We start from the raw sequence: 20,359 nt of genomic DNA on the forward strand, positions 1-20,359 counted from the left end.
TTCGTCCTGAGCCAGGATCAAACTCTCCGTGAATGTCTTCACGAGAGCGGCACCATCGGGAGGAATAATCCCGACGTGCCCAGCGTCCTCGCTGTGTATTTCTTCAAAGGAACCTCGACCATCCGAACGGATGGACGGGGTATCAACATATCTGGCGTTGACTTTTGGCACGCTGTTGAGTTCTCAAGGAACGGAAGCTTCCTTCGAGACCGTTTCACCGGCCCCTCCGGGCTTTCCCTTCGTTGTCTCCAACCTTACCAGATCCGTTTCGCGTTTCCGCTCTTCGTTTCCGGCCCCCTGCTGGAGCGGGGTTTTTGTTTCGCGCCTTCCGGCGTGCCCACTACGTTAGCGGATTTCCCCGGCGGTTCATAATCGAGCCTTTCGGTTCGGATTTCGGCATGCCGAAATCGTCCCCGAGGGGAGATCGTGCGGTAGTGGTTTGCCGCCGGGCGGCTTGAGTGGCCGCCGTTGGAAAGGTGACCCCGTCCGAGGCAGCTAGAGAACACTACACCACGCCCCACGGTGCTTCAAACCTGTGGCCGTCAACAGGTTTGCGCGTTACCTTCGAGCCATGACCGAGCATGCGCACTCGTACCTGTGGTGGGCCGCCTGACGGCGGCCGACCCCCAGCGCATGCATCCAACGGCCGCCGCTTCGGCGGCCGTAGGTGTTTCTGCTCCGGCCGGCCGATCGCGGCGGTCCCACAGCCGGAAGGAACACCGATGACGAGGGTCTTCAGCGGGATCAAGCCGACGGGGCACCTGACCCTGGGCAACTACCTGGGCGCCGTGCGGCAGTGGGCGGCTGTGGACCAGCACCGGGCCGAGTCGCTCTTCTGCGTCGTCGACCTGCACGCGCTCACCGTCGAGCACGATCCGGCCCGCGTACGGCGGCTGAGCCGGCAGGCGGCGACGCTCCTGCTGGCGGCAGGCCTCGACCCGCGGGTCTGCACGCTCTTCGTGCAGAGCCATGTGGACGAGCACACCCGGCTGGCGTACCTCCTCGAGTGCACCGCCGCGGACGGCGAGATGCGGCGCATGGTGCAGTACAAGGAGAAGGCGGCCAGGGAGCAGCGGCGGGGCGGCAGTGTGCGGCTGTCCCTGCTGACGTATCCCGTGCTGATGGCGGCGGACATCCTGGCGTACGGGGCGGACGAGGTGCCCGTCGGCGACGACCAGGCGCAGCACGTGGAGCTGACCCGGGATCTGGCCGTGCGGTTCAACCACCGCTACGGACCCGTGTTCACCGTCCCCCGGGCGGTGCTGCCGCAGGTGGCGGCGCGGGTGATGAACCTGCAGGACCCGGGGTCGAAGATGGGGAAGTCCGAGGACACCGGTCCCGGGATCGTCTATCTGCTCGACGAGCCGGAGGTCGTCCGCAGGAAGGTGCTGCGGGCGGTGACGGACAGCGGGCAGGACGTGGCGTACGACCCGCAGGAGCGGCCCGGGGTGGCGAACCTGCTGGAGATCCTGGCGGCGTGCACCGGCCGGGCGCCGCAGGACCTCGCGGCGGGGTACGACTCGTACGGCGCCCTGAAGAAGGACACCGCCGAGGCCGTGGTGGAGGAGCTTCGGCCGTTGCGGGAGCGGCACGCGGAGCTGGTGGCCGACCCCGGGTACGTGGACGGGGTGCTCAGGGAGGGTGCGGAGCGGGCACGGGCCCTGGCCCGGCCGACGGTGGACGCCGCCTACCGGGCGATCGGGCTGCTGCCGCCGGGCTGAGGACGTGCGGACGGCGGCGGGGGCCCGCCGGCCCCGGCCGGGGGGCGGTCAGCCGTTGCCGGAGGCCAGCTCGCGGCTGCGGTCGCGGGCGGCCTCCAGGGCGGCGATCAAAGCGTGGCGCACGCCGTGCTTCTCCAGTTCCCGGATGGCGTTGATCGTGGTGCCGGCGGGTGAGGTGACGGCCTCGCGGAGCTTGACGGGGTGCTCGCCGCTGTCGCGCAGCATCACGGCGGCGCCGATCGCGGACTGCACGATCAGGTCGTGGGCCTGGGCGCGCGGGAGCCCGAGGAGGATGCCGGCGTCGGTCATGGCCTCGACCAGGTAGTAGAAGTACGCGGGTCCGGAGCCGGACAGGGCGGTGGCGGCGTCCTGCTGGTACTCGGGGATGCGCAGGGTCTTGCCGACCGGCTGGAAGATCTCCTCGGCGCGCAGCAGGTGCTCCTCGGCGGCGTGGCTGCCGGCGGAGATGACGGACATGCCCTCGTCGACCAGGACCGGGGTGTTGGGCATGACGCGGACGACCGCGATGCCGTCCGCGAGGCGCTCCTCGAAGAACGAGGTCGGCACGCCGGCCGCGGCGCTGATGATCAGGCGGTCGGCGGCGACGTGCGGGGCGAGTTCCTCCAGGAGGGCGGACATGTCCTGGGGCTTGACGGCGAGGATGAGGGTGTCGGCGGTCTTGGCCGCCTCCTCGTTGGAGACCGATTCGACGCCGTGGCGGACGTGCAGCTCCTGGGCGCGGGCCGGGCGGCGCGCGGTCACCAGCAGGTTCTCCGGCTTCCAGCCGGCACGGAGCATGCCCGACAGGAGGGCCTCACCGATCTTGCCGGTGCCGAGCACCGCGACTTTCTGCGTCATGCGGCCATCCTCGCACCGTGGGCGGCCCGGAGGCCGTGCCGTCCACGGTGCGGTCACCCGCGGGGATCAGGCCGTACGGCGGCGGAGCGTGGCCGCGCCGAGGGCGAGGGCGAGGGCGGCGCTGCCGGCGACGACCGCGAGGTCGCGGACGAAGTCGCCGGTGACGCCGGTGTGGGTGAGCACCTGCTGCATGCCGTCGACGGCGTACGACATGGGCAGGACGTTGGAGACGGCCTCCAGCACGGGCTGCATCCGGTCGCGCGGCATGAGCAGTCCGCAGAGCAGGATCTGCGGGAGCAGCACGGCGGGCATGAACTGCACGGCCTGGAACTCGCTGGCGGCGAAGGCGCTGACGAAGAGCCCGAGGGCGGTGCCGAGGAAGGCGTCGGCGAGGGCGACCAGGAGCAGCAGCCAGGCGGAGCCGGTGACGTCGAGGCCGAGCGCGAGGACGGCGAGCCCGGTGGCGAGGGCGGCCTGGACGACGGCGACGGCGCCGAAGGCGAGGGCGTACCCGGCGAGCAGGTCGCCCTTGCCGAGCGGCATGGACAGCAGGCGTTCCAGGGTGCCGGAGGTGCGTTCGCGCAGGGTCGCGATCGAGGTGACCAGGAACATCGTGATGAGCGGGAAGATGCCCAGCAGCGAGGCGCCGACGGTGTCGAAGGTGCGCGGGCTGGCGTCGTACACCCAGCACAGCAGGGTCAGCAGGACGCAGGGCACGACGACCATCAGGGCGATGGTGCGCGGGTCGTGACGCAGTTGCAGCAGTACGCGGCGGGCGGTGGCGAGGGTGCGGCGCGTGCTCATCGGACGTTCTCCTCGGCCTGGTGGGGGAACTTTCCGGCGGCCTCGTCGACGAGGCGGAGGAAGGCGTCCTCGACGGTGGGGGCGCCGGTGCGCGCGCGGAGCGCGTCGGGGGCGCCCTGGGCGAGGATGCGGCCCTCGCGCATCAGCAGCAGCCGGTGGCAGCGCTCGGCCTCGTCCATGACGTGGCTGGAGACGAGGAGGGTGGCGCCCCGTTCGGCGGCGAGGCGGTGGAAGAGCTCCCACAGGTCGCGGCGCAGGACGGGGTCGAGGCCCACGGTGGGTTCGTCGAGCACGAGCAGTTCGGGGGTGCCGAGCAGCGCCACGGCGAGGGAGACCCGGTTGAGCTGCCCCCCGGAGAGGTTGCCGGCGAGGGCGGTGGCGTGGGAGGTCAGGTCGACGTCGGCGATGGCACGTTCGACGTGGCCGGGGGCGTCGCCGCCGAGGACGGCGGCGAAGTACGCGAGGTTCTGGCGGACGGTCAGGTCGAGGTAGACGGAGGCGGCCTGGGTCACGTAGCCGATGCGGGGGCGCAGGTCGCGGTGGCCGGCGGGCAGGCCGAGGACGTCGAGGGTGCCGGTGACGGCCGCCTGGGTGCCGACGACGGCGCGCATCAGGGTCGACTTGCCGCAGCCGCTGGGGCCGAGCAGGCCGGTGATCTCGCCCCGGGGGACGGTGAACTGCAGGGCGTCCAGGACGGTGCGGCCACCGCGGACGACGGTGAGCCCGGAGGCGTGCACGGCGGATCCGGGGCCCGGTTCCCGAGGCTCCTCGGCTTTATTCATCATGCGGTGAATAATGCTCCGGGACCTGTCGGGACGTCAAGAAGCGGCAGATGTATCCGTTTGGGTGACGGATCATTTACGCTCCGTTTACTTAAAGAGCTTGCAAAATGGAGTGGCTGTCTGCGCAAAATGAAGGGCGGCTACGCATCCGAACGGGGGCACCTGTGGTATCGGCCAAGGGAGTTGCGCGTGCTGTCGCCGTCATGGCGGCACTGCTGCTCTCCCTGTTCGCGGCGATAGGCTGCGCCGCCGCCGAGCCCGTTCCCGCCTCCGGCCGCGGCACGGGCACGACGGTGGCGCGCGCGGAGCCCGATACCCGCAACTGCCTCGCACGGAGGCAGGGGAGCAACGGCATACGCCTGGTGCTGCCCGGGACGGTGAGCGTCCCGGCCCCGGCATCCGCACCGCGGGGCGGCACCGGAACCGACGAGACGGTTCCGGTGGACGACGCCCAGGTGTCCGCCGCCGTGACGGCGCCGCGGACCGCCCGGCAGGCGGTACCCCTCTCCAGATCCGGAGAACTACCGGTCGCCCACGGCGCGTTCCGCTGCTGAGGCACGGCCTGCCGCCTGCTCCTCCCTCCTGACCGCGGTCGTCGCCCGCGGCCCGGGCCCTACCCCGGCCCGGGTCCTCGCCGGCACCCGCGCGTCCACGTGCACGCACATGCACTCGTACGCGGCGCCCGCGATCCGGGAGACCGACCCCCCACACCGCTCGACCACGTACGCCCCCGCCCACGCCGGCGCCGGGGCGCAATGGAGGACACCCGCGTGAAGACCTTCATCCCCCCATGGACCACCCCCTGTTCCGCCCTCCCCCCACCAGCCGTCGGGCCCATCCGGCCCGTCCGCGGCTCCCTCACCCCCGCCCCCACCCGGTGAGCGGCCTCATCCGCGCCGCGTCGCGACTGCCCCGTCCGCAGTCGCTGCGCGCCGACGTCACCGCCTCCCTCGTCGTCTTCCTCGTCGCCCTGCCGCTGTGCGTGGGCGTGGCCGTCGCCTCCGGGGCGCCGGCCGAACTCGGACTGGTCACCGGCATCGTCGGCGGCATCGTGACCGGCATACTCCCCGGCAGCAGCCTCCAGGTGTCCGGCCCGGCCGCCGGGCTGACCGTCCTGGTCTACGAGGCCGTCCAGGAGTTCGGGCTGCCCTCGCTGGGCGTGCTCGTGCTCTGCGCCGGCGGGCTGCAGCTCGCCATGGGCGTGCTCCGGCTCGGCCGCTGGTTCCGGGCCATCTCCGTCGCCGTCGTCCAGGGCATGCTGGCCGGCATCGGCCTGGTGCTGATCGCCGGACAGGTCTACGCCCTGACCGACACCGCGGCACCGGCAGGCGGCCCGGCGAAGATCGCCGGATTACCCGGACTGGTCGCGGGCACCGTCGTCTCCCCCACGGCGCTCACCGCGCTCGCCGTCGGCGGCGGCACCATCGCGGTGCTCGTCCTGTGGCCCCGCATCCCGCGCGCGGCGCGGCTGCTGCCGGGACAGCTGGCCGCGGTCGGGCTGGCCACCGGCGCGGCCGTGCTGTTCGACCTTCCCGTCGAGCGCGTGGAGGTGGCGGGGCTGCTCGACGTCGTCCAGCCGCCGGGCGCCGAGCAGTTCGCGGGGCTGGCAAGCCTGTCCATGATCGGCACTGTGCTGGCCTTCACCCTGATCGCCTCCGCCGAGAGCCTGTTCAGCGCCGCCGCGGTGGACCGGCTGCACGACGGGCCGCGCACGGAATACGACAAGGAACTCATCGCGCAGGGCGCCGGCAACGCCGTCTGCGGAGCGCTCGGCGCCCTGCCGATGACCGCGGTCATCGTGCGCAGCGCCGCCAACGTGCAGGCCGGTGCCCGTACGAAGGCGGCACGTGTGCTGCACGGCGTGTGGCTTCTGCTGTTCGCCGCGCTGCTCCCCGGCGCGCTCGGGGTGATCCCGGTGGCCACGCTGGCGGGCGTGCTGGTGCACGCCGGCTGGAAGCTCGTACCGGTGAAGGAGATCGTGCCGCTGTGGCGCGAGCACCGGGGCGAGGCCGTCGTCCTGATCGTGACGGCGACGGGCATCGTGGTCACCAACATGTTCGAGGGCGTGCTCATCGGGCTGCTGACGGCCGTGGTCAAGGCGGCCTGGGAGACCTCGCAGACCCATGTGGAGATCCACGACAAGGGCGAGGGGCCGATCGTCGTCCGCGTCCTGGGCAACGCCACCTTCCTGCGGCTGCCCAAGCTGCTGGAACAGCTGGAGGCGCTGCCCCGCGACCGCCCGATGGAACTGGACCTGCGCCGGCTGCGGCACCTCGACCACGCCTGCGGCATGGCCCTGCTCGGCTGGGCCGAGCGGCACAACGAGGAAGGGGTGACGCCGGTCCGGGTGCAGGGCGCACCGGTGTGACGGGGCGGCCCGGGACCGGGCGCGAGGGGGCGCCGCCCCTGACGCACGGTTCCGGGCCGTCTCAGGGTCATCCCCTATGGCTTCGGGGACGAAGCGGAGTGACCGTGGCCGTATGAGGCGTTCTACCGATGGATCCCGGGACGTGACCGGAGCCGAGAAGCGGCAGCTCGCGGTGGCCTCGGCCACCCTCGGCCCCTGGCGCCCGGCGGCGGCCGTCGGCGCGATCGGCGGCGGGGTGTCCCTCGCCGCGTCCGCCCTGAGCGGCGACTTCGGGCTCGGCGTCGTCGCGGGCGCCGTGTCCGTCGCGCTGATGCTCTTCTTCCTCGTCGGCGGCGCGGGCGCGGTGACCGGCCGCGGCCCGCGCGCCGACCGCCGCATACGTCGCTGGGCGGCCGCCCACCCCTGGCGCGTCGCGCTGGTGCCGGCCGCGATGCTGCTCGTCACCGACGTCGTGATGCGCCAGATCCTGACCTCGGAGGGCTTCTTCGGCAGCCTCTGGGACGGCCTGTGGCGAGGCGTACTCGTCGCGGGCGTGGTCGGCGTCGTCGGTGCGGTGGCGGGGAAGCGGCGGTCCGGCTAGCGCCCGTCGGGCCTTTTCACCGCCACCGTCAGGTCGACCTTGTACGGCTCGGCCACCTGCCCGTCCGGGAAGAGCGCGAGCAGCGCGCGCCGCTCGTCGCTGAGGATGCGGCGGGCGGCCCCCGGGGCGAGCACGGCGAAGTAGGAACGGCTGCCCAGCATCGTGAGGTGCGTGTCCAGCGGGACGGTGCGCGACCAGCGCAGGACGCGGGTCTCCGTGCGCATCCCCAGACGGGAGCCGAGCGAGCGGAGGATGTCCTGCGCCGTGCCCGTCAGGCCGTTCTCGTGGTAGCGGGGCACCGCCCGGGCCAGCCGCTCCTCCTGGTCGCGCACCCAGGCGACCCCGGTGTCCGGCACGTTCCACCACAGCGCGAGCGCGCCGCCCGGGCGCAGCACCCGCGCCGCCTCGGGGGAGGACTTCGCCGGGTCCGTCCAGTGCCAGGCCTGGGCGTACGTCACGAAGTCCGCCACCCCGGACGCGAACGGCAGCGCGTCCCCGTCCGCGCGCACCAGCGGCACGTCCGGCTGCCCCGCCCGCAGTTGCGCCGCCATCCCCGACCCGGGCTCCACGGCCGTCACGTGCGCCCCGCGCGCCCGCATCAGCGCGGTGGCGATCCCCGTCCCGGCCCCCACGTCCAGGACGGTGGCCCCGGCGAAGGGACGGCCGCCGATCTCCTCGACGGCGTCGAACAGCTCCCCGGGGTAACCGGGGCGGGCCGCGGCGTACTGCGCGGCAACGGTGTCGAACGACCGGGCGAGCACGCGGTGGGCCGGCTGTGTGGTCATGGGGGTTGTCCTTCCCCGTGGGACACGGGCGCGACCCACCGTGCGGGCTCGGTCAGGTGCAGCGGGGGGCGACGTAACCGTCGCTGCCGGTCAGGATGTTGACGTCGGCCACGTACTGGTCCGGGCCGATCCGGTCCCAGATGTTCGACGTGCCGTAGTAGCCGCTCACCGTCTCACCCGGCGTCTGGCAGAAGATCGGCATCTTCTGGTCGTAGGGCAGGGTCCTCAGGAGCTGGAAACTCGTGCCGGGGCCGCTGCGCACGTTGACGCGCACCCCGGGGGCTGACGGGTAGTACACGAGGCTGGGTGCCGCCACGGCTTCGGCGGCGCCTCCCAGGACGAGGAAGACCGCCCCGGCCATCGCGGCCGCACCGGTCACGAGCGCTGCACGCCCGTTCTTGCTCAACACGTTCCTCCCGCAGTACCGATCCAGGACATCGCGGCGAGACGCCGCCGCGTCAGCTGCAGCGCGACGTGACATACCCGTCGCGGCCGGTGTGCACGTAGGTGTCGGAGACGTACTGGTTGGTGCCGATGCAGTCCCAGATGTTCGAGGTGCCGTAGTAGCCGCTCTCCGTCGTACCGGGGGTCTGGCAGAAGAGGGGCACCTTGGCGTCATAAGGGAGGACCTTGACGATGTGATAGTTGCTGCCGGGCCCGGAGCGGACATTGAGACGCACGTCCGGCGCGACCGAGTAGTAGATGAGATCGCTCGACGCCGAAGCCGGGGCCGCCGCGGCATCGCCGGCGCCGCCAAGCATCGGGAGCGCCGCCCCGGTCAGCACGGCCACGCCGGAGGCGAGTACCGCGCGCCTGCTCTTGTCCTTGTTCTCGCTCAACGCATTCCTCCGATGGACGGACCACTTGTGGACGCACACGCCGAGGGCCCCCTGGCAAGCCACGGAGCCCGGCGGTGCATGGTGCATGAGGTGCGAGGAGGCGTGACCGTTCCCGGCCCGCGATCCTGTGTCAGACGCAGCGTCCGGCGACGTACCCGTCGCTGCCGGTGTGCACGTACGCGTCGGAGACGTACTGGTTGGGACCGATCCGGTCCCAGATGTTCGAGGTGCCGTAGTAGCCGCTCACCCTCGTACCCGGCGTCTGGCAGAAGATCGGCACCTTCTGGTCGTACGGCAGGATTTTGACGATCTGGTAGCTGGTGCCCGGACCGCTACGGACGTTGAGCCGCGTATCGGGCGCAACGGAGTAGTACACCAAGGAAACGTCGGCGGCGGCCACGGCCTTCTCGTTCTGCTCGGCCGCCGGTTCGTCAAGGCTCTTCTCGGCCACTGGTTCTCCCCCGTGAAGATTCACGCTCTGTCAAGTGCAGGCTAGCAATTCGAGCCGTCGTCGTTACGAGGATCCACTAGGCTCACCGAGTTGCGGCTGTGGACGAACACACGGGGGTGGGCCATGCCGCCAGTGCGGAGAACCGGGACCGACCCGGAAGCGGAACATCCGGAATACGCGGGGCAGTACCGGCTCGAGGGCCGGCTCGGCTCCGGCGGCATGGGCGTGGTCCACCTGTCGCGCTCCACCTCGGGCATGCGCCTGGCCGTGAAGGTCGTCCATGAGGAGTTCGCGAAGGACGCCGAGTTCAGGGCGCGTTTCCGGCAGGAGGTCGCCGCCGCCCGCCTCGTGAGCGGGGCCTTCACCGCGCCCGTCGTCGACGCCGATCCCGAGGCCGAGCGGCCGTGGATGGCCACGCTGTACATACCCGGGCCGACACTGGCAGCTTTCGTGAAGCGGAACGGTCCGGTGGCACCGGCCCAGGTGCGCTATCTGATGGCGGGCCTCGCCGAGGCCTTGCGCGATATTCACCGAGCGGGCGTCGTCCACCGGGATCTCAAGCCGAGCAACGTGCTGCTGGCCGCGGACGGTCCGAAAGTGATCGACTTCGGCATCTCCCGCCCCTCGGACAGCGAACTGCGCACCGAGACGGGCAAGCTCATCGGGACCCCTCCGTTCATGGCTCCCGAACAGTTCCGGCGACCCCGGTCGGTGGGCCCGGCAGCCGATGTCTTCGCGATGGCGAGCGTCCTGGTGCACGCCGCCACCGGGCGAAGCCCCTTCGACTCCGACAGCCCGTACATCGTGGCCTACCAGGTGGTCCACGACGAGCCCGAATTGACGGGCATACCCGCGGATCTGCTCCCGCTCATCCGGCGTTGCCTCGCCAAGGACCCCGATGACCGGCCCACACCGGACGCGTTGATGACCGAGCTCAGGACGATCTCGGCCTCCTACGACACACAGACCTTCAGTGCCTTCGACGTCGAAAGGCTCGACACCGAAGGTCTCATCCCCGCGCAGCGCCGGGCCGCCTCCGAGGAATCACGGAGCGCCGGGGAATCCCCGTCCCGTAGGAACTCGGGCAGCGGTGGGCGCGGCATGAGCCGGATCGCCGCGGTGGCGGCGACGTCGGCGCTGCTGATCGCCGGAGGCGTCACCGCGATCCAGGTTTACGGCGGCCCCTTCGGCGATGCCCGTCACACGGCAAGCACCGCTTCCTCCGTGGGATTTCAGCCCTGGTCCACTTCCCTGCTCGGCGGTACGACGGAGAACGCGCTGGCAGGCTGCACGTATGCGACGCACTTCCTGTTCTGCTCCCAGCGGGGCGTGAACGCGGCGAAGGTCGACCCGCGCAACGGACTCCTGCAGTGGTCCGTCCACGGCGATGCCGGCGTGGACGACGTACGGAAGTCGTCCCACCCTCCCGTTCTCGACCACGGGGTCCTGCGCGTGGTCACCCGCGGTGGGAAGCGTCTCGAAGGTCTGGACCCGGCCGACGGCAAGTCGATCTGGGCACTCGACATCTCCGCCGCCTACGGTGCCTTCTACGATGCCGCCGATTCGGTGCTGCTCGTGGGGCGCGACGGTTCGGTGACCGCCGTCGACGGCCGGACCGGCACAGAGCGGTGGCACAAGAAACTGCATGGTCATTCGCTGCCGGTCTTCACGACGCTCCAGGGCTCCGCAACCGCTTATGCCACCGAGGTCTCGGATGACGGCAAGCACACCTTGGTGAGCTCGGTGGACCCGGCTGACGGAAAGCTGTCGGGGCAGCACCGCCTCGACGGGGACCTCGACGTCGTCGGGGCTTCCGCTTCCGGTGTCTACCTCGCCTCCTCCGACGCGTACTCCCGTACCGACGCCATTCTCCGACTGGACCTGCGCGACGGCACGACCAGGCGTTTCCCCCTCGCCAAACCGCTGGACGCCGCACAGGCGGTGGTCCGCGATGACGTGGTGTACGTACTGGGGTACGGCGGCACGCTGCTGGCCGTCGACACCGGTGGTTCGGGCGGGTCCAAGGCGCGGGCCCGGTCCTGGCGACTGGAGACCTCGGTCAGCGACGGCTCCCGGCCCGTCGTCGTGGGAGACCGTCTGTACCTCTCCTCCAGCGACGGACGGTTGCTCGCCGTCGACACCGAGCGGGGCGTGTTCCTCGGGCAGACGAAACCCCGCCTGGGCGACGGTCCCGGCAACACCGAGTCCCCGCCCTCCCCCCTCGTGGCCGACGGGAAGGTGTTCGCGACCGCGCCCGACGGCAGCGTGTTCGCCGTGGACGCAGAGGACCCCTCTCGCTGGTGATCACGGGGATCGGCGGAAGGGGTCCCTGGGGACGGCGGCGGGTCCGGATGTGCCGGGGTCAGCGCTCGAGCTTGGAGACGTCGCGGACGGCGCCCTTGTCGGCGCTGGTGGCCATCGCGGCGTAGGCCTTGAGGGCCAGGGAGACCTTGCGGTCGCGGGCCTTGGGGGCGTACGCGCCGCCGAGGGCGGTACGGCGGGCGGCCAGTTCCTCCTCGGGGACGAGGAGTTCGATGCTGCGGCCGGGGATGTCGATGCGGATGCGGTCGCCGTCCTCGACGAGGGCGATCGTGCCGCCGGAGGCCGCCTCGGGGGAGGCGTGGCCGATGGAGAGTCCGGAGGTGCCTCCGGAGAAGCGGCCGTCGGTGATCAGGGCACACGACTTGCCGAGGCCGCGGCCCTTGAGGAAGGAGGTGGGGTAGAGCATCTCCTGCATGCCGGGGCCGCCCTTGGGGCCCTCGTAGCGGATGACGACGACGTCGCCCTCCGTGATCTCCTTGCGGAGGATCTTGTCGACGGCCTCCTCCTGGGACTCGCAGACCACGGCCGGGCCCTCGAAGGTCCAGATGGACTCGTCCACGCCCGCGGTCTTCACCACGCAGCCGTCGACGGCGAGGTTGCCGTGCAGCACCGCCAGGCCGCCGTCCTTGGAGTAGGCGTGCTCGACGGAGCGGATGCAGCCCTCCGCGGCGTCGGTGTCCAGGGCCTCCCAGCGCTCGGACTGGGAGAAGGCCTCCGCGGAGCGGACGCAGCCGGGGGCGGCGTGCCACAGTTCCTCGGCCTCGGCGGAGGGGGAGCCGCCGCGGACGTCCCAGGTCTTGAGCCAGTCGGCGAGGGAGGGGGAGTGGACCGCGTGGACGTCCTCGTTGAGCAGGCCGCCGCGGTGGAGCTCGCCCAGCAGGGCGGGGATGCCGCCGGCGCGGTGCACGTCCTCCATGTAGTACGTACGGCTCTTCGCGACGTTGGGCGCGACCTTGGCGAGGCACGGCACCCGGCGCGAGACGGCGTCGATGTCGGTCAGGCCGAAGGGGACGCCGGCCTCCTGGGCCGCGGCGAGCAGGTGGAGGATCGTGTTGGTGGAGCCGCCCATGGCGATGTCGAGGGCCATCGCGTTCTCGAAGGCGTCGAAAGTGGCGATGGAGCGCGGCAGCACCGACTCGTCGTCCTGCTCGTAGTAGCGCCGGGTGAGGTCGACGACGGTGCGGCCGGCGTCCTCGTACAGCGCTTTGCGGGCCGTGTGGGTGGCCAGGACCGAGCCGTTGCCGGGCAGCGACAGGCCCATCGCCTCGGTGAGGCAGTTCATCGAGTTGGCGGTGAACATGCCGGAACACGAGCCACAGGTGGGACAGGCGTTCTCCTCGATGCGGAGGATGTCCTCGTCGGAGACCTTGTCGTTGACGGCGTCGGCGATCGCGTCGATCAGGTCGAGCGTGCGCACCGTGCCGTCGACGAGGGTGGCGCGGCCGGCCTCCATGGGGCCGCCGGAGACGAAGACGGTGGGGATGTTGAGGCGCAGGGCCGCCATCAGCATGCCCGGGGTGATCTTGTCGCAGTTGGAGATGCAGATCAGCGCGTCGGCGCAGTGCGCCTCGACCATGTACTCGACGGAGTCGGCGATCAGGTCGCGGGAGGGCAGCGAGTAGAGCATGCCGCCGTGGCCCATGGCGATGCCGTCGTCGACGGCGATCGTGTTGAACTCGCGCGGCACGGCGCCCGCGGCCTTGATCGCCTCGCTGACGATGCGGCCGACGGGCTGCAGGTGGGTGTGCCCGGGCACGAACTCCGTGAAGCTGTTGGCCACCGCGATGATCGGCTTGCCGATGTCCTCGCTCGCTACGCCCGAGGCCCGCATGAGGGCGCGGGCGCCCGCCATGTTGCGGCCGTGGGTGACTGTGCGGGACCTCAGCTCGGGCACGGGGACCACTCCCTACGTTTCCATCCGGAGCCTTCGAGCGTACGCCTCCGGTCGCGGCGGACGGCGGTGTGTCCGTATTGCGGACGGCGATTCCACGGTGTGGATGACGCTCCGGGGCCGGCCGCGACGGGGTGCCCTCCCCGTTGTCGACCCGTTCGCCGTGGTGCCGGCTCAGCCCGTGACGGGTCCCGGATCGGTCAGATAGCGCTGGAGCGTCGGCGCGACGAGGGCGACGACCTCCTCCATGTCCGCCGAGGCCAGCGGCTCGATCCTGATGACGTAGCGCATCATCGCGATGCCGATCATCTGGGCGCCCGCGAGTTCCGCGCGGAGCCGGGGCTCGGGGACCTTCAGCTCCGACGCGACCCGTTCCAGCAGCCGCCGCAGGACGATGCCGCGCAGCACGGCGGCGGCGGTGTCGTTCGTCACGGCGGAGCGGAGGATCGCCAGCATGGGGGCCCGGGAGACCGGGTTCTCCCAGATGGCGACGAAGAAGCGGGCCAGCCGCTCGCCGACGCCCTCGGGGCCGGCCGCGAGGACGTCGGGGACGCCGAAGGCGGGCTCGAAGCTCAGCTCGATGGACGCGGCGAAGATCTGCTCCTTCGCCCCGAAGTAGTGGTGCACCAGCGAGGAGTCCACGCCCGCGGACTTGGCGATGGAGCGGATCGAGGTCTTGTCGTAGCCGCGGGCGGAGAACTCCTCGCGGGCCGCGGCGAGGATCCGGTCGCGGGTCTCCGGGGTGCCCGAGCGGCTCCCGGCGGGGCGGCCGCGGCCGCGCCTGCCGGTACCGCCGTCTTCCGGGGCCATCAGCGCACCCGCGCGGCCGCGGCCAGGTGCAGCCGGGTGAAGGCCAGCGCCTCGGCGAGGTCCGCCTCGCGCTCGGCGGCCGACATCGCGCGCCGGGTGTTGACCTCGATCACCACGTGGCCGTCGAAACCGCGCGAGGCCAGGCCCTCCAGCACCTCGGCGCAGGGCTGCTTGCCGCGTCCGGGCACCAGGTGCTCGTCCTTGCCGGAACCGCTGCCGTCGGCCAGGTGGACATGGCCGAGCCGGTCGCCCATGCGGTCGAGCATCTCCAGCGTCTCGGTCCTGGCCGTGGCGGTGTGCGAGAGGTCGATGGTGAAGTGCCGGTAGTCGTCCGTGGTGGGGTCCCAGTCGGGGGCGTACGCGAGCATCTCCCGGTCGCGGTAGCGCCACGGGTACATGTTCTCGACGGCGAACCGTACGTCGGTCTCGTTCGCCATCCGCCAGATGCCGGCGACGAACTCCCGCGCGTAGCTGCGCTGCCAGCGGAACGGCGGGTGGACGACCACGGTCGAGGCGCCCAGCTTCTCCGCCGCCGCCTGGGCCCGCTGCAGCTTCACCCACGGGTCGGTGGACCAGACCCGCTGGGTGATCAGCAGGCAGGGCGCGTGCACCGCCAGGATCGGGACGGCGTGGTAGTCCGACAGCCGGCGCAGGGCCTCGATGTCCTGGCTGACCGGGTCGGTCCACACCATCACCTCGACGCCGTCGTAGCCCAGCCGGGCCGCGATCTCGAAGGCCGTCGCGGTGGACTCGGGGTAGACCGAGGCCGTGGACAGCGCGACCTTCGCGTCCGGTACGCGCACGGTGTGTCCGTTCGGGTCCACAGGGTCAGGGGCTGCCACGGGGAACAGCGTACGGCGGCCGGTCGGCCGAGCGGCACATCGCACCCGGCCGACGTGACGCGATCGACACGCGGGTGGCGCACCGGCCCCGCGGCCGGCGCGGGGTGTGCGCCGCCCTCAGCCCCGGTCGCTCGTCATCAGGTCGAGGCGGCGCAGGATGACGCCCTCGCGCAGCGCCCACGGGCAGACCTCCAGTTCGGTGACCCCGAACAGGTCCATCGCCGCGTCCGCGACCAGCGCCCCGGCCAGCAACTGGCGGGCCCGGCCCTCCGACACGCCCGGGAGCTCCCGGCGGGCGCCCTCGGTCATGGCGGCCAGCCGCGGCACCCACTCCTCCAGCGTCCTGCGGGTGAGCGTGCGCTGCACGTACAGGCCGTCGGCGGAACGCGCCGCGCCCGCGATCCGGGCCAGCTGCTTGAAGGTCTTGGAGGTGCCCACCACGTGGTCGGGCGCGCCGAGCCGGCTGAACTCGGCGACGGTGCGGGCGATCTCGGCCCGTACGTGCTTGCGCAGGCCGCGCACGTCGTCGGCGGTGGGCGGGTCGCCGGGGAGCCAGCCGCTGGTGAGCCGGCCGGCGCCGAGCGGCAGGGAGACCGCGGCGTCCGGGTCCTCGTCCATGCCGTACGCGACCTCCAGGGAGCCGCCGCCGATGTCCAGCATGAGCAGCCGGCCGGAGGACCAGCCGAACCAGCGGCGGGCGGCGAGGAAGGTGAGCCGCGCCTCGTCCTCCCCGGACAGCACGGTCAGGTTGACCCCGGTCTCCGCGGCGACCCGCGCGAGCACCTGCTCGCCGTTGGCCGCCTCGCGCACCGCGCTGGTGGCGAAGGGCAGGACGTCCTCGACTCCCTTGTCCTCGGCGACGACCAGGGCCTCGGCGACCTGGGCGACCAGCCGTCGCACGCCGTCCTCGCGGATCGCGCCGTCCTCGTCCAGCAGCTCCGCCAGCCGCAGCTCCGCCTTGTGGGAGTAGGCGGGGAGCGGGCGCGCGCCCGGGTGCGCGTCCATGACCAGAAGGTGGACGGTATTCGAACCCACGTCGAGGACACCGAGTCTCATGCCCGGAACGCTACTGCGCCGGGCTCGGACCGGGGACATGCGGGGTATGGGCACCTGCGCGGGTGACCACTCGAGAAGCTTCACATGCTTACCCTGACATCGTGGCGAAGGTGAAAAAGGCGACGAAGCGGCAGCATCACCCGGACGTGTCGGACGAGGTCGGGCTCGATTTCCCGCGCGCATGGGTCGAGTTCCCCGATCCGGCCGACGAGGAACAGGTCTTCCGGTGCGACCTGACGTGGCTCACCTCACGGTGGAACTGCGTCTTCGGCCGCGGCTGCGAGGGCATCGAGGCGGGCCGGGCGAGCGACGGGTGCTGCACCCTGGGCGCGCACTTCTCGGACGACGACGACGAGAAGCGCGTCGCGAGGAATGTGGAACGGCTCACCCCCGAGCTGTGGCAGTTCCACGCGGTCGGCGAGGAGGACGGCTGGACCGAGGTCAACGAGGACGGCGACCGGCAGACCCGGCGGCACCAGGGTGCCTGCATCTTCCTCAACCGCCCCGGCTTCCCCGCGGGCTCCGGCTGCGCGCTGCACACCCTGGCGCTCCGGGAGGGCCGCGAGCCGCTGGAGACCAAGCCGGACGTGTGCTGGCAGCTGCCGATCCGGCGGACGTACGACTGGGTGGACCGCCCCGACGACACGCGGGTGCTGATGATCTCGATCGGCGAGTACGACCGGCGCGGCTGGGGCCCCGGCGGGCACGACCTGCACTGGTGGTGCACGGGGGCGCGGTCCGCGCACGGCGCGGGCGAACCGGTCTACGTCTCCTACCGGGCGGAACTCACGGAGCTGATGGGGCCGCGGGGCTACGCCCGGCTCGTCGAGCTGTGCGAGCAGCGGCTCGCCTCGCTGCTGCCGATGGCGCCGCACCCCGCGGATCCGGCGGCGGACACGCACGACCCGGGCGAGGACGCCTGAGCCGGGCCCAGACGACGTCTAGCCCTCACTCTCGACGGGGGACGGGGAGGCCGAGGGGCTCTGGCTCGGCGGGTCGCTCGGTGACGGGTCGGGGGCGGACGGGGTCGGTGAGGGGTCGGGGGAGGGCGGTTGCGGCCGCCCCCGCCCCTCGATCGTGACCACCGCGCCCGACGGGTCGAACCAGATCCGTGCCGCCCAGGGCCCCACGGGCTCCCGCGAGCGGTCCACGGAGACCGTCAGCGTGATGCTCTCCCCGGGGCGCAGCCTGCCGTGGCTGCGGCTGAGCCGCAGCCACGGCTCGGAGGTGGCCGCCCTCCAGCGGACCGGCCCGGCGCCCTCGGCGGTGAGGGTGACGACGGTCATGTGACCGCGCGAGCGCGCCTCCACGAGCAGCCGGCCCGTGCGGGGCGCCGAGGGGTCCTCGGCGTCCGCGGAGGCGCCGGACGGCGAGGCGGAGCCGCGGGCGCCGGCCGCGGCGGAGGCGGAGGCCGACGCCGAGGGGGCGGCGGAGGCGACGGAGACCGACAGACGGCCCTGGCCGCCGCGATTGGAACGCCCGCGCGCGTCGGCCGCGCCCGCGACACCGGCCTTCTCGTACTGGACGCCGTCGAGGTCCTCGCCGGCGCTGAAGGAACCTTCCCCCTTGTGCTCGGGGGCCAGCGGCGCACCGTGGTAGGCCGCCCACAGCGCCAGCACCGGCGCCGCGACGACGGCCGCGACCACCGTGGAGGTCACCGCGCGGTGCCGCATCCGGGCCCGCCGCGCCATCCGCTCCTTCAGGTCCATCGGGAAGCCGTGCCGGTCGAAGCGCGGGCTGCCCTGGCGGGAGCGTCCGACGCCGCCCCGCATGGCGTGCAGCAGGGCGGCGTACGCGGCCGAGCGGGGCGCCTCGACCGTCGACAGGACGGCGGTGGCGGCGGTGGTGGCCAGGCCCGGCCAGGGGCCGGTCGCCACGGCGCGCTCGGCCGTGACCCGGCAGTGCGGGCAGACGTCGACATGGGTCACCAGCTCGCGGCGGAGCGCCGAGCCCAGCAGCACCCGGGAGTCGCCGGCGAGGCGGGCGACGGCCGCGCAGTTGCCGAGCTCGACCACGGCGAGCGCCGCCCGGGTGCGCTCCACCTCGCAGGCGGCCTGCGCGAGCAGCGCCCGCGTCGTGTCCGGCTCCCGGCCGACGACCAGGGCCACCTCGTGCGGCGCCAGCTGGTGCCGGACGGCGAGTTCCAGCGCCTCGCGCTGCTCGGGCGTGGTGCCGGCCGCCTCGGGCCAGGCCAGCGCCGCCAGTTCGCCGCGCCTGCGGGCGGCGACGTCCGCCGAGGCCTGCACCGACACCGGCCGCCCCTCGGCCAGGGTGCGCAGGCAGGCCCAGCGGGCGAGCGCGTACAGCCAGGGCCTGCGAAGCTCCGGGTCGCGCAGCCGGGCGCGCTGGCGCTCGGCCACGGCCAGCACGTCGCCGAGGGCGGCGGCGGCGGAGTCGTGCTCGCACAGGACGGAGAGGCAGTAGGTGAACAGCCCGTCCAGGTACGGCTCGTAGTGGGCCGGCGGCTGCGCGGGCAGGGTCCCCTGCGGGCGTGGCCGCCGCCGCGCCGGGGACCCGCTGGTCCCCGGCGCGGTGCGGCCACGCTGGACCGGCGCGCGGTGTCGGCGGTGCGCGCCGGTTGTCTGGGAGGGTGTGTCAGACCTGCTGCTCATCACTCCGTGACGGTAGGACCACGACCCGTACGCCCTCAGGCATCACGGCGGGCTTTAATCCAAATGGGTGGTGATCCCGCCCGAAAGAGCACACGAGGCTCACCCTGTCGGGTGACCCCTCCGGCCAGGTGCACGAGCCTTTTCCGGAGCGGACGGCAGGCGCCCGCACACCGGGCGGTGCCGCGTTGTCGGTGGCACCCGATAGCGTGCGGCACATGGCTGCCCGCAACCGCCCCGCTTCCAAGGACCGCCCGTCGTACCGCTGCACCGAGTGCGGCTGGACGACGGTCAAGTGGCTCGGCCGCTGCGGCGAGTGCCAGGCATGGGGCACGGTCGAGGAGTACGGCGCCGCGGCGCCGGTGCGCACGACCGCGCCGGGCCGGGTGACCTCGCCCGCGATGCCGATCGGCCAGGTGGACGGACGGCAGGCCACCGCGCGCGGCACGGGCGTGCCGGAGCTGGACCGGGTCCTGGGCGGCGGGCTGGTGCCCGGGGCCGTGGTGCTGCTCGCCGGCGAGCCCGGCGTGGGCAAGTCGACCCTCCTGCTGGACGTGGCGGCGAAGGCCTCGGGCCCGCAGACCCGGACGCTCTATGTGACGGGTGAGGAGTCCGCCTCGCAGGTACGGCTGCGCGCCGACCGCATCGGGGCGCTCTCCGACCACCTCTTCCTGGCCGCCGAGACGGACCTGTCCGCCGTGCTCGGCCACCTCGACGACGTCAAGCCGTCCCTGCTGATCCTGGACTCGGTGCAGACGGTCGCCTCCCCGGAGATCGACGGCGCCCCCGGCGGCATGGCCCAGGTGCGCGAGGTCGCGGGCGCCCTGATCCGCGCGTCGAAGGAGCGCGGCATGTCGACTCTGCTGGTCGGCCACGTCACCAAGGACGGCGCGATCGCGGGTCCCCGCCTCCTGGAGCACCTGGTGGACGTGGTGCTGTCCTTCGAGGGCGACCGGCACGCCCGGCTCCGCCTGATCCGGGGCATCAAGAACCGCTACGGCGCCACCGACGAGGTCGGCTGCTTCGAGCTGCACGACGAGGGCATCACGGGCCTGGCCGACCCGTCCGGGCTCTTCCTGACCCGGCGCGACGAGCCGGTCCCCGGCACGTGCCTGACCGTCACCCTGGAGGGCAAGCGCCCGCTGGTCGCCGAGGTGCAGGCGCTGACCGTCGACACCCAGATCCCCTCCCCGCGCCGTACGACCTCCGGTCTGGAGACCTCCCGGGTGTCGATGATGCTGGCGGTGCTGGAGCAGCGCGGCCGGATCCGGTCGATCGGCAAGCAGGACATCTACACCGCGACCGTCGGCGGCGTGAAGCTCGGGGAGCCGGCCGCGGACCTCGCGGTCGCGCTCGCCCTGGCCAGCGCGGCGATCGACACGCCGCTGCCGAAGAACCTGGTCGCGGTGGGTGAGGTGGGCCTGGCGGGCGAGGTCAGGCGGGTCACCGGGGTGCAGCGCAGGCTCGCCGAGGCGGCCCGGCTGGGCTTCACCCACGCCCTCGTGCCGCCGGACCCGGGGAAGGTCCCGGCGGGGATGAAGGTGACGGAGGTGACGGACATAGGGGACGCCCTGCGCGTCCTGCCCAAGAGGGCCCCACGTCCCTGACCCTTCCGACGGTAAACTTTGCCCTGGTCTCGCC

The 20,359-nt window shown here is 72.5% G+C and carries 19 protein-coding genes; 7 read left to right on the forward strand and 12 right to left on the reverse strand.

Going from position 1 to position 20,359, the window contains the following annotated elements; all coding sequences use genetic code 11:
* The first annotated feature begins 722 nt into the window (after positions 1-722).
* Positions 723-1,721: a tryptophan--tRNA ligase gene (gene trpS, locus CHF15_RS32940; RefSeq protein ID WP_089227584.1), complete on the forward strand. Its 999-nt coding sequence runs from the start codon at positions 723-725 to the stop codon at positions 1,719-1,721.
* 48 nt (positions 1,722-1,769) lie between these two features.
* Here trpS and proC read toward each other — a convergent pair whose 3' ends face one another.
* The 3 genes from proC to CHF15_RS32955 form a co-directional block, all read right to left on the reverse strand.
* Positions 1,770-2,579 (reverse strand): pyrroline-5-carboxylate reductase, encoded by an 810-nt coding sequence (proC, locus tag CHF15_RS32945; protein ID WP_089227585.1) that lies wholly within the window; start codon positions 2,577-2,579, stop codon positions 1,770-1,772.
* A 66-nt stretch (positions 2,580-2,645) separates the two neighbouring features.
* Positions 2,646-3,383: an ABC transporter permease gene (locus tag CHF15_RS32950; RefSeq protein WP_089227586.1), complete on the reverse strand. Its 738-nt coding sequence runs from the start codon at positions 3,381-3,383 to the stop codon at positions 2,646-2,648.
* The gene (locus CHF15_RS32955) at positions 3,380-4,168 is read right to left on the reverse strand and encodes an ABC transporter ATP-binding protein (RefSeq protein ID WP_089227587.1); all 789 of its coding nucleotides are present in this window, start codon (positions 4,166-4,168) and stop codon (positions 3,380-3,382) included. The genes CHF15_RS32950 and CHF15_RS32955 overlap by 4 nt, the downstream gene beginning before the upstream one ends.
* A 200-nt stretch (positions 4,169-4,368) precedes the next feature.
* Between CHF15_RS32955 and CHF15_RS32960 the strand changes: the two genes are divergently transcribed.
* From CHF15_RS32960 to CHF15_RS32970, 3 genes are all read left to right on the forward strand, one after another.
* On the forward strand, positions 4,369-4,719 hold the full coding sequence (locus CHF15_RS32960; protein WP_089227588.1) for a hypothetical protein: 351 nt from the start codon (positions 4,369-4,371) through the stop codon (positions 4,717-4,719).
* A gap of 323 nt (positions 4,720-5,042) precedes the next feature.
* A complete protein-coding gene (locus CHF15_RS32965; RefSeq protein WP_089227589.1) occupies positions 5,043-6,533 on the forward strand; it encodes a SulP family inorganic anion transporter in 1,491 nt (496 codons plus the stop codon).
* A 142-nt stretch (positions 6,534-6,675) separates the two neighbouring features.
* A complete protein-coding gene (locus CHF15_RS32970; RefSeq protein WP_089227590.1) occupies positions 6,676-7,113 on the forward strand; it encodes a hypothetical protein in 438 nt (145 codons plus the stop codon).
* On the opposite strand, the gene CHF15_RS32975 is transcribed toward CHF15_RS32970, so the two are convergent.
* The 4 genes from CHF15_RS32975 to CHF15_RS32990 all read right to left on the reverse strand — a co-directional run bounded on the left by CHF15_RS32975 (position 7,110) and on the right by CHF15_RS32990 (position 9,188).
* On the reverse strand, positions 7,110-7,898 hold the full coding sequence (locus CHF15_RS32975; protein WP_089227591.1) for a class I SAM-dependent methyltransferase: 789 nt from the start codon (positions 7,896-7,898) through the stop codon (positions 7,110-7,112). The two genes, CHF15_RS32970 and CHF15_RS32975, sit on opposite strands and share 4 nt — an antisense overlap.
* Positions 7,899-7,950: 52 nt before the next feature.
* Positions 7,951-8,304 carry a hypothetical protein gene (locus CHF15_RS32980; RefSeq protein ID WP_089227592.1) on the reverse strand — a complete coding sequence of 118 codons (354 nt, stop codon included), beginning with the start codon at positions 8,302-8,304 and terminating at the stop codon, positions 7,951-7,953.
* 52 nt (positions 8,305-8,356) lie between these two features.
* Positions 8,357-8,737: a hypothetical protein gene (locus CHF15_RS32985; protein WP_089227593.1), complete on the reverse strand. Its 381-nt coding sequence runs from the start codon at positions 8,735-8,737 to the stop codon at positions 8,357-8,359.
* Positions 8,738-8,867: 130 nt separating this feature from the next.
* Complete coding sequence (locus CHF15_RS32990; RefSeq protein WP_089227594.1) at positions 8,868-9,188, reverse strand: SH3 domain-containing protein; 321 nt, start codon at positions 9,186-9,188, stop codon at positions 8,868-8,870.
* Positions 9,189-9,311: 123 nt separating this feature from the next.
* On the opposite strand from CHF15_RS32990, the gene CHF15_RS32995 reads away from it, so the two are divergent.
* A complete protein-coding gene (locus tag CHF15_RS32995; RefSeq protein ID WP_089227595.1) occupies positions 9,312-11,492 on the forward strand; it encodes a serine/threonine-protein kinase in 2,181 nt (726 codons plus the stop codon).
* A gap of 58 nt (positions 11,493-11,550) precedes the next feature.
* On the opposite strand, the gene ilvD is transcribed toward CHF15_RS32995, so the two are convergent.
* From ilvD to CHF15_RS33015, 4 genes are all read right to left on the reverse strand, one after another.
* Complete coding sequence (gene ilvD / locus CHF15_RS33000; RefSeq protein ID WP_089227703.1) at positions 11,551-13,404, reverse strand: dihydroxy-acid dehydratase; 1,854 nt, start codon at positions 13,402-13,404, stop codon at positions 11,551-11,553.
* 171 nt (positions 13,405-13,575) lie between these two features.
* Entirely contained in the window at positions 13,576-14,211 is a 636-nt protein-coding gene (locus CHF15_RS33005) for a TetR/AcrR family transcriptional regulator (protein WP_089227596.1), read from the reverse strand.
* Positions 14,211-15,014: a sugar phosphate isomerase/epimerase family protein gene (locus CHF15_RS33010; RefSeq protein WP_089227704.1), complete on the reverse strand. Its 804-nt coding sequence runs from the start codon at positions 15,012-15,014 to the stop codon at positions 14,211-14,213. Before CHF15_RS33010 ends, CHF15_RS33005 begins: the two co-directional genes overlap by 1 nt.
* Positions 15,015-15,170: 156 nt before the next feature.
* A complete protein-coding gene (locus CHF15_RS33015; RefSeq protein ID WP_089227597.1) occupies positions 15,171-16,109 on the reverse strand; it encodes a Ppx/GppA family phosphatase in 939 nt (312 codons plus the stop codon).
* 101 nt (positions 16,110-16,210) lie between these two features.
* Here CHF15_RS33015 and CHF15_RS33020 point away from each other — a divergent pair, with 101 nt between their 5' ends.
* The gene (locus tag CHF15_RS33020) at positions 16,211-17,032 is read left to right on the forward strand and encodes a hypothetical protein (RefSeq protein WP_245939165.1); all 822 of its coding nucleotides are present in this window, start codon (positions 16,211-16,213) and stop codon (positions 17,030-17,032) included.
* A gap of 18 nt (positions 17,033-17,050) precedes the next feature.
* On the opposite strand, the gene CHF15_RS33025 is transcribed toward CHF15_RS33020, so the two are convergent.
* Positions 17,051-18,721, reverse strand: a complete 1,671-nt coding sequence (locus tag CHF15_RS33025; RefSeq protein ID WP_089227598.1) for a BACON domain-containing protein — start codon at positions 18,719-18,721, stop codon at positions 17,051-17,053.
* Between the two features lie 215 nt (positions 18,722-18,936).
* On the opposite strand from CHF15_RS33025, the gene radA reads away from it, so the two are divergent.
* Positions 18,937-20,325: a DNA repair protein RadA gene (gene radA, locus CHF15_RS33030; protein WP_089227599.1), complete on the forward strand. Its 1,389-nt coding sequence runs from the start codon at positions 18,937-18,939 to the stop codon at positions 20,323-20,325.
* Positions 20,326-20,359: the final 34 nt, after the last annotated feature.

This window comes from Actinacidiphila glaucinigra (assembly GCF_900188405.1).
Taxonomy (GTDB): Bacteria; Actinomycetota; Actinomycetes; order Streptomycetales; family Streptomycetaceae; genus Actinacidiphila; species Actinacidiphila glaucinigra.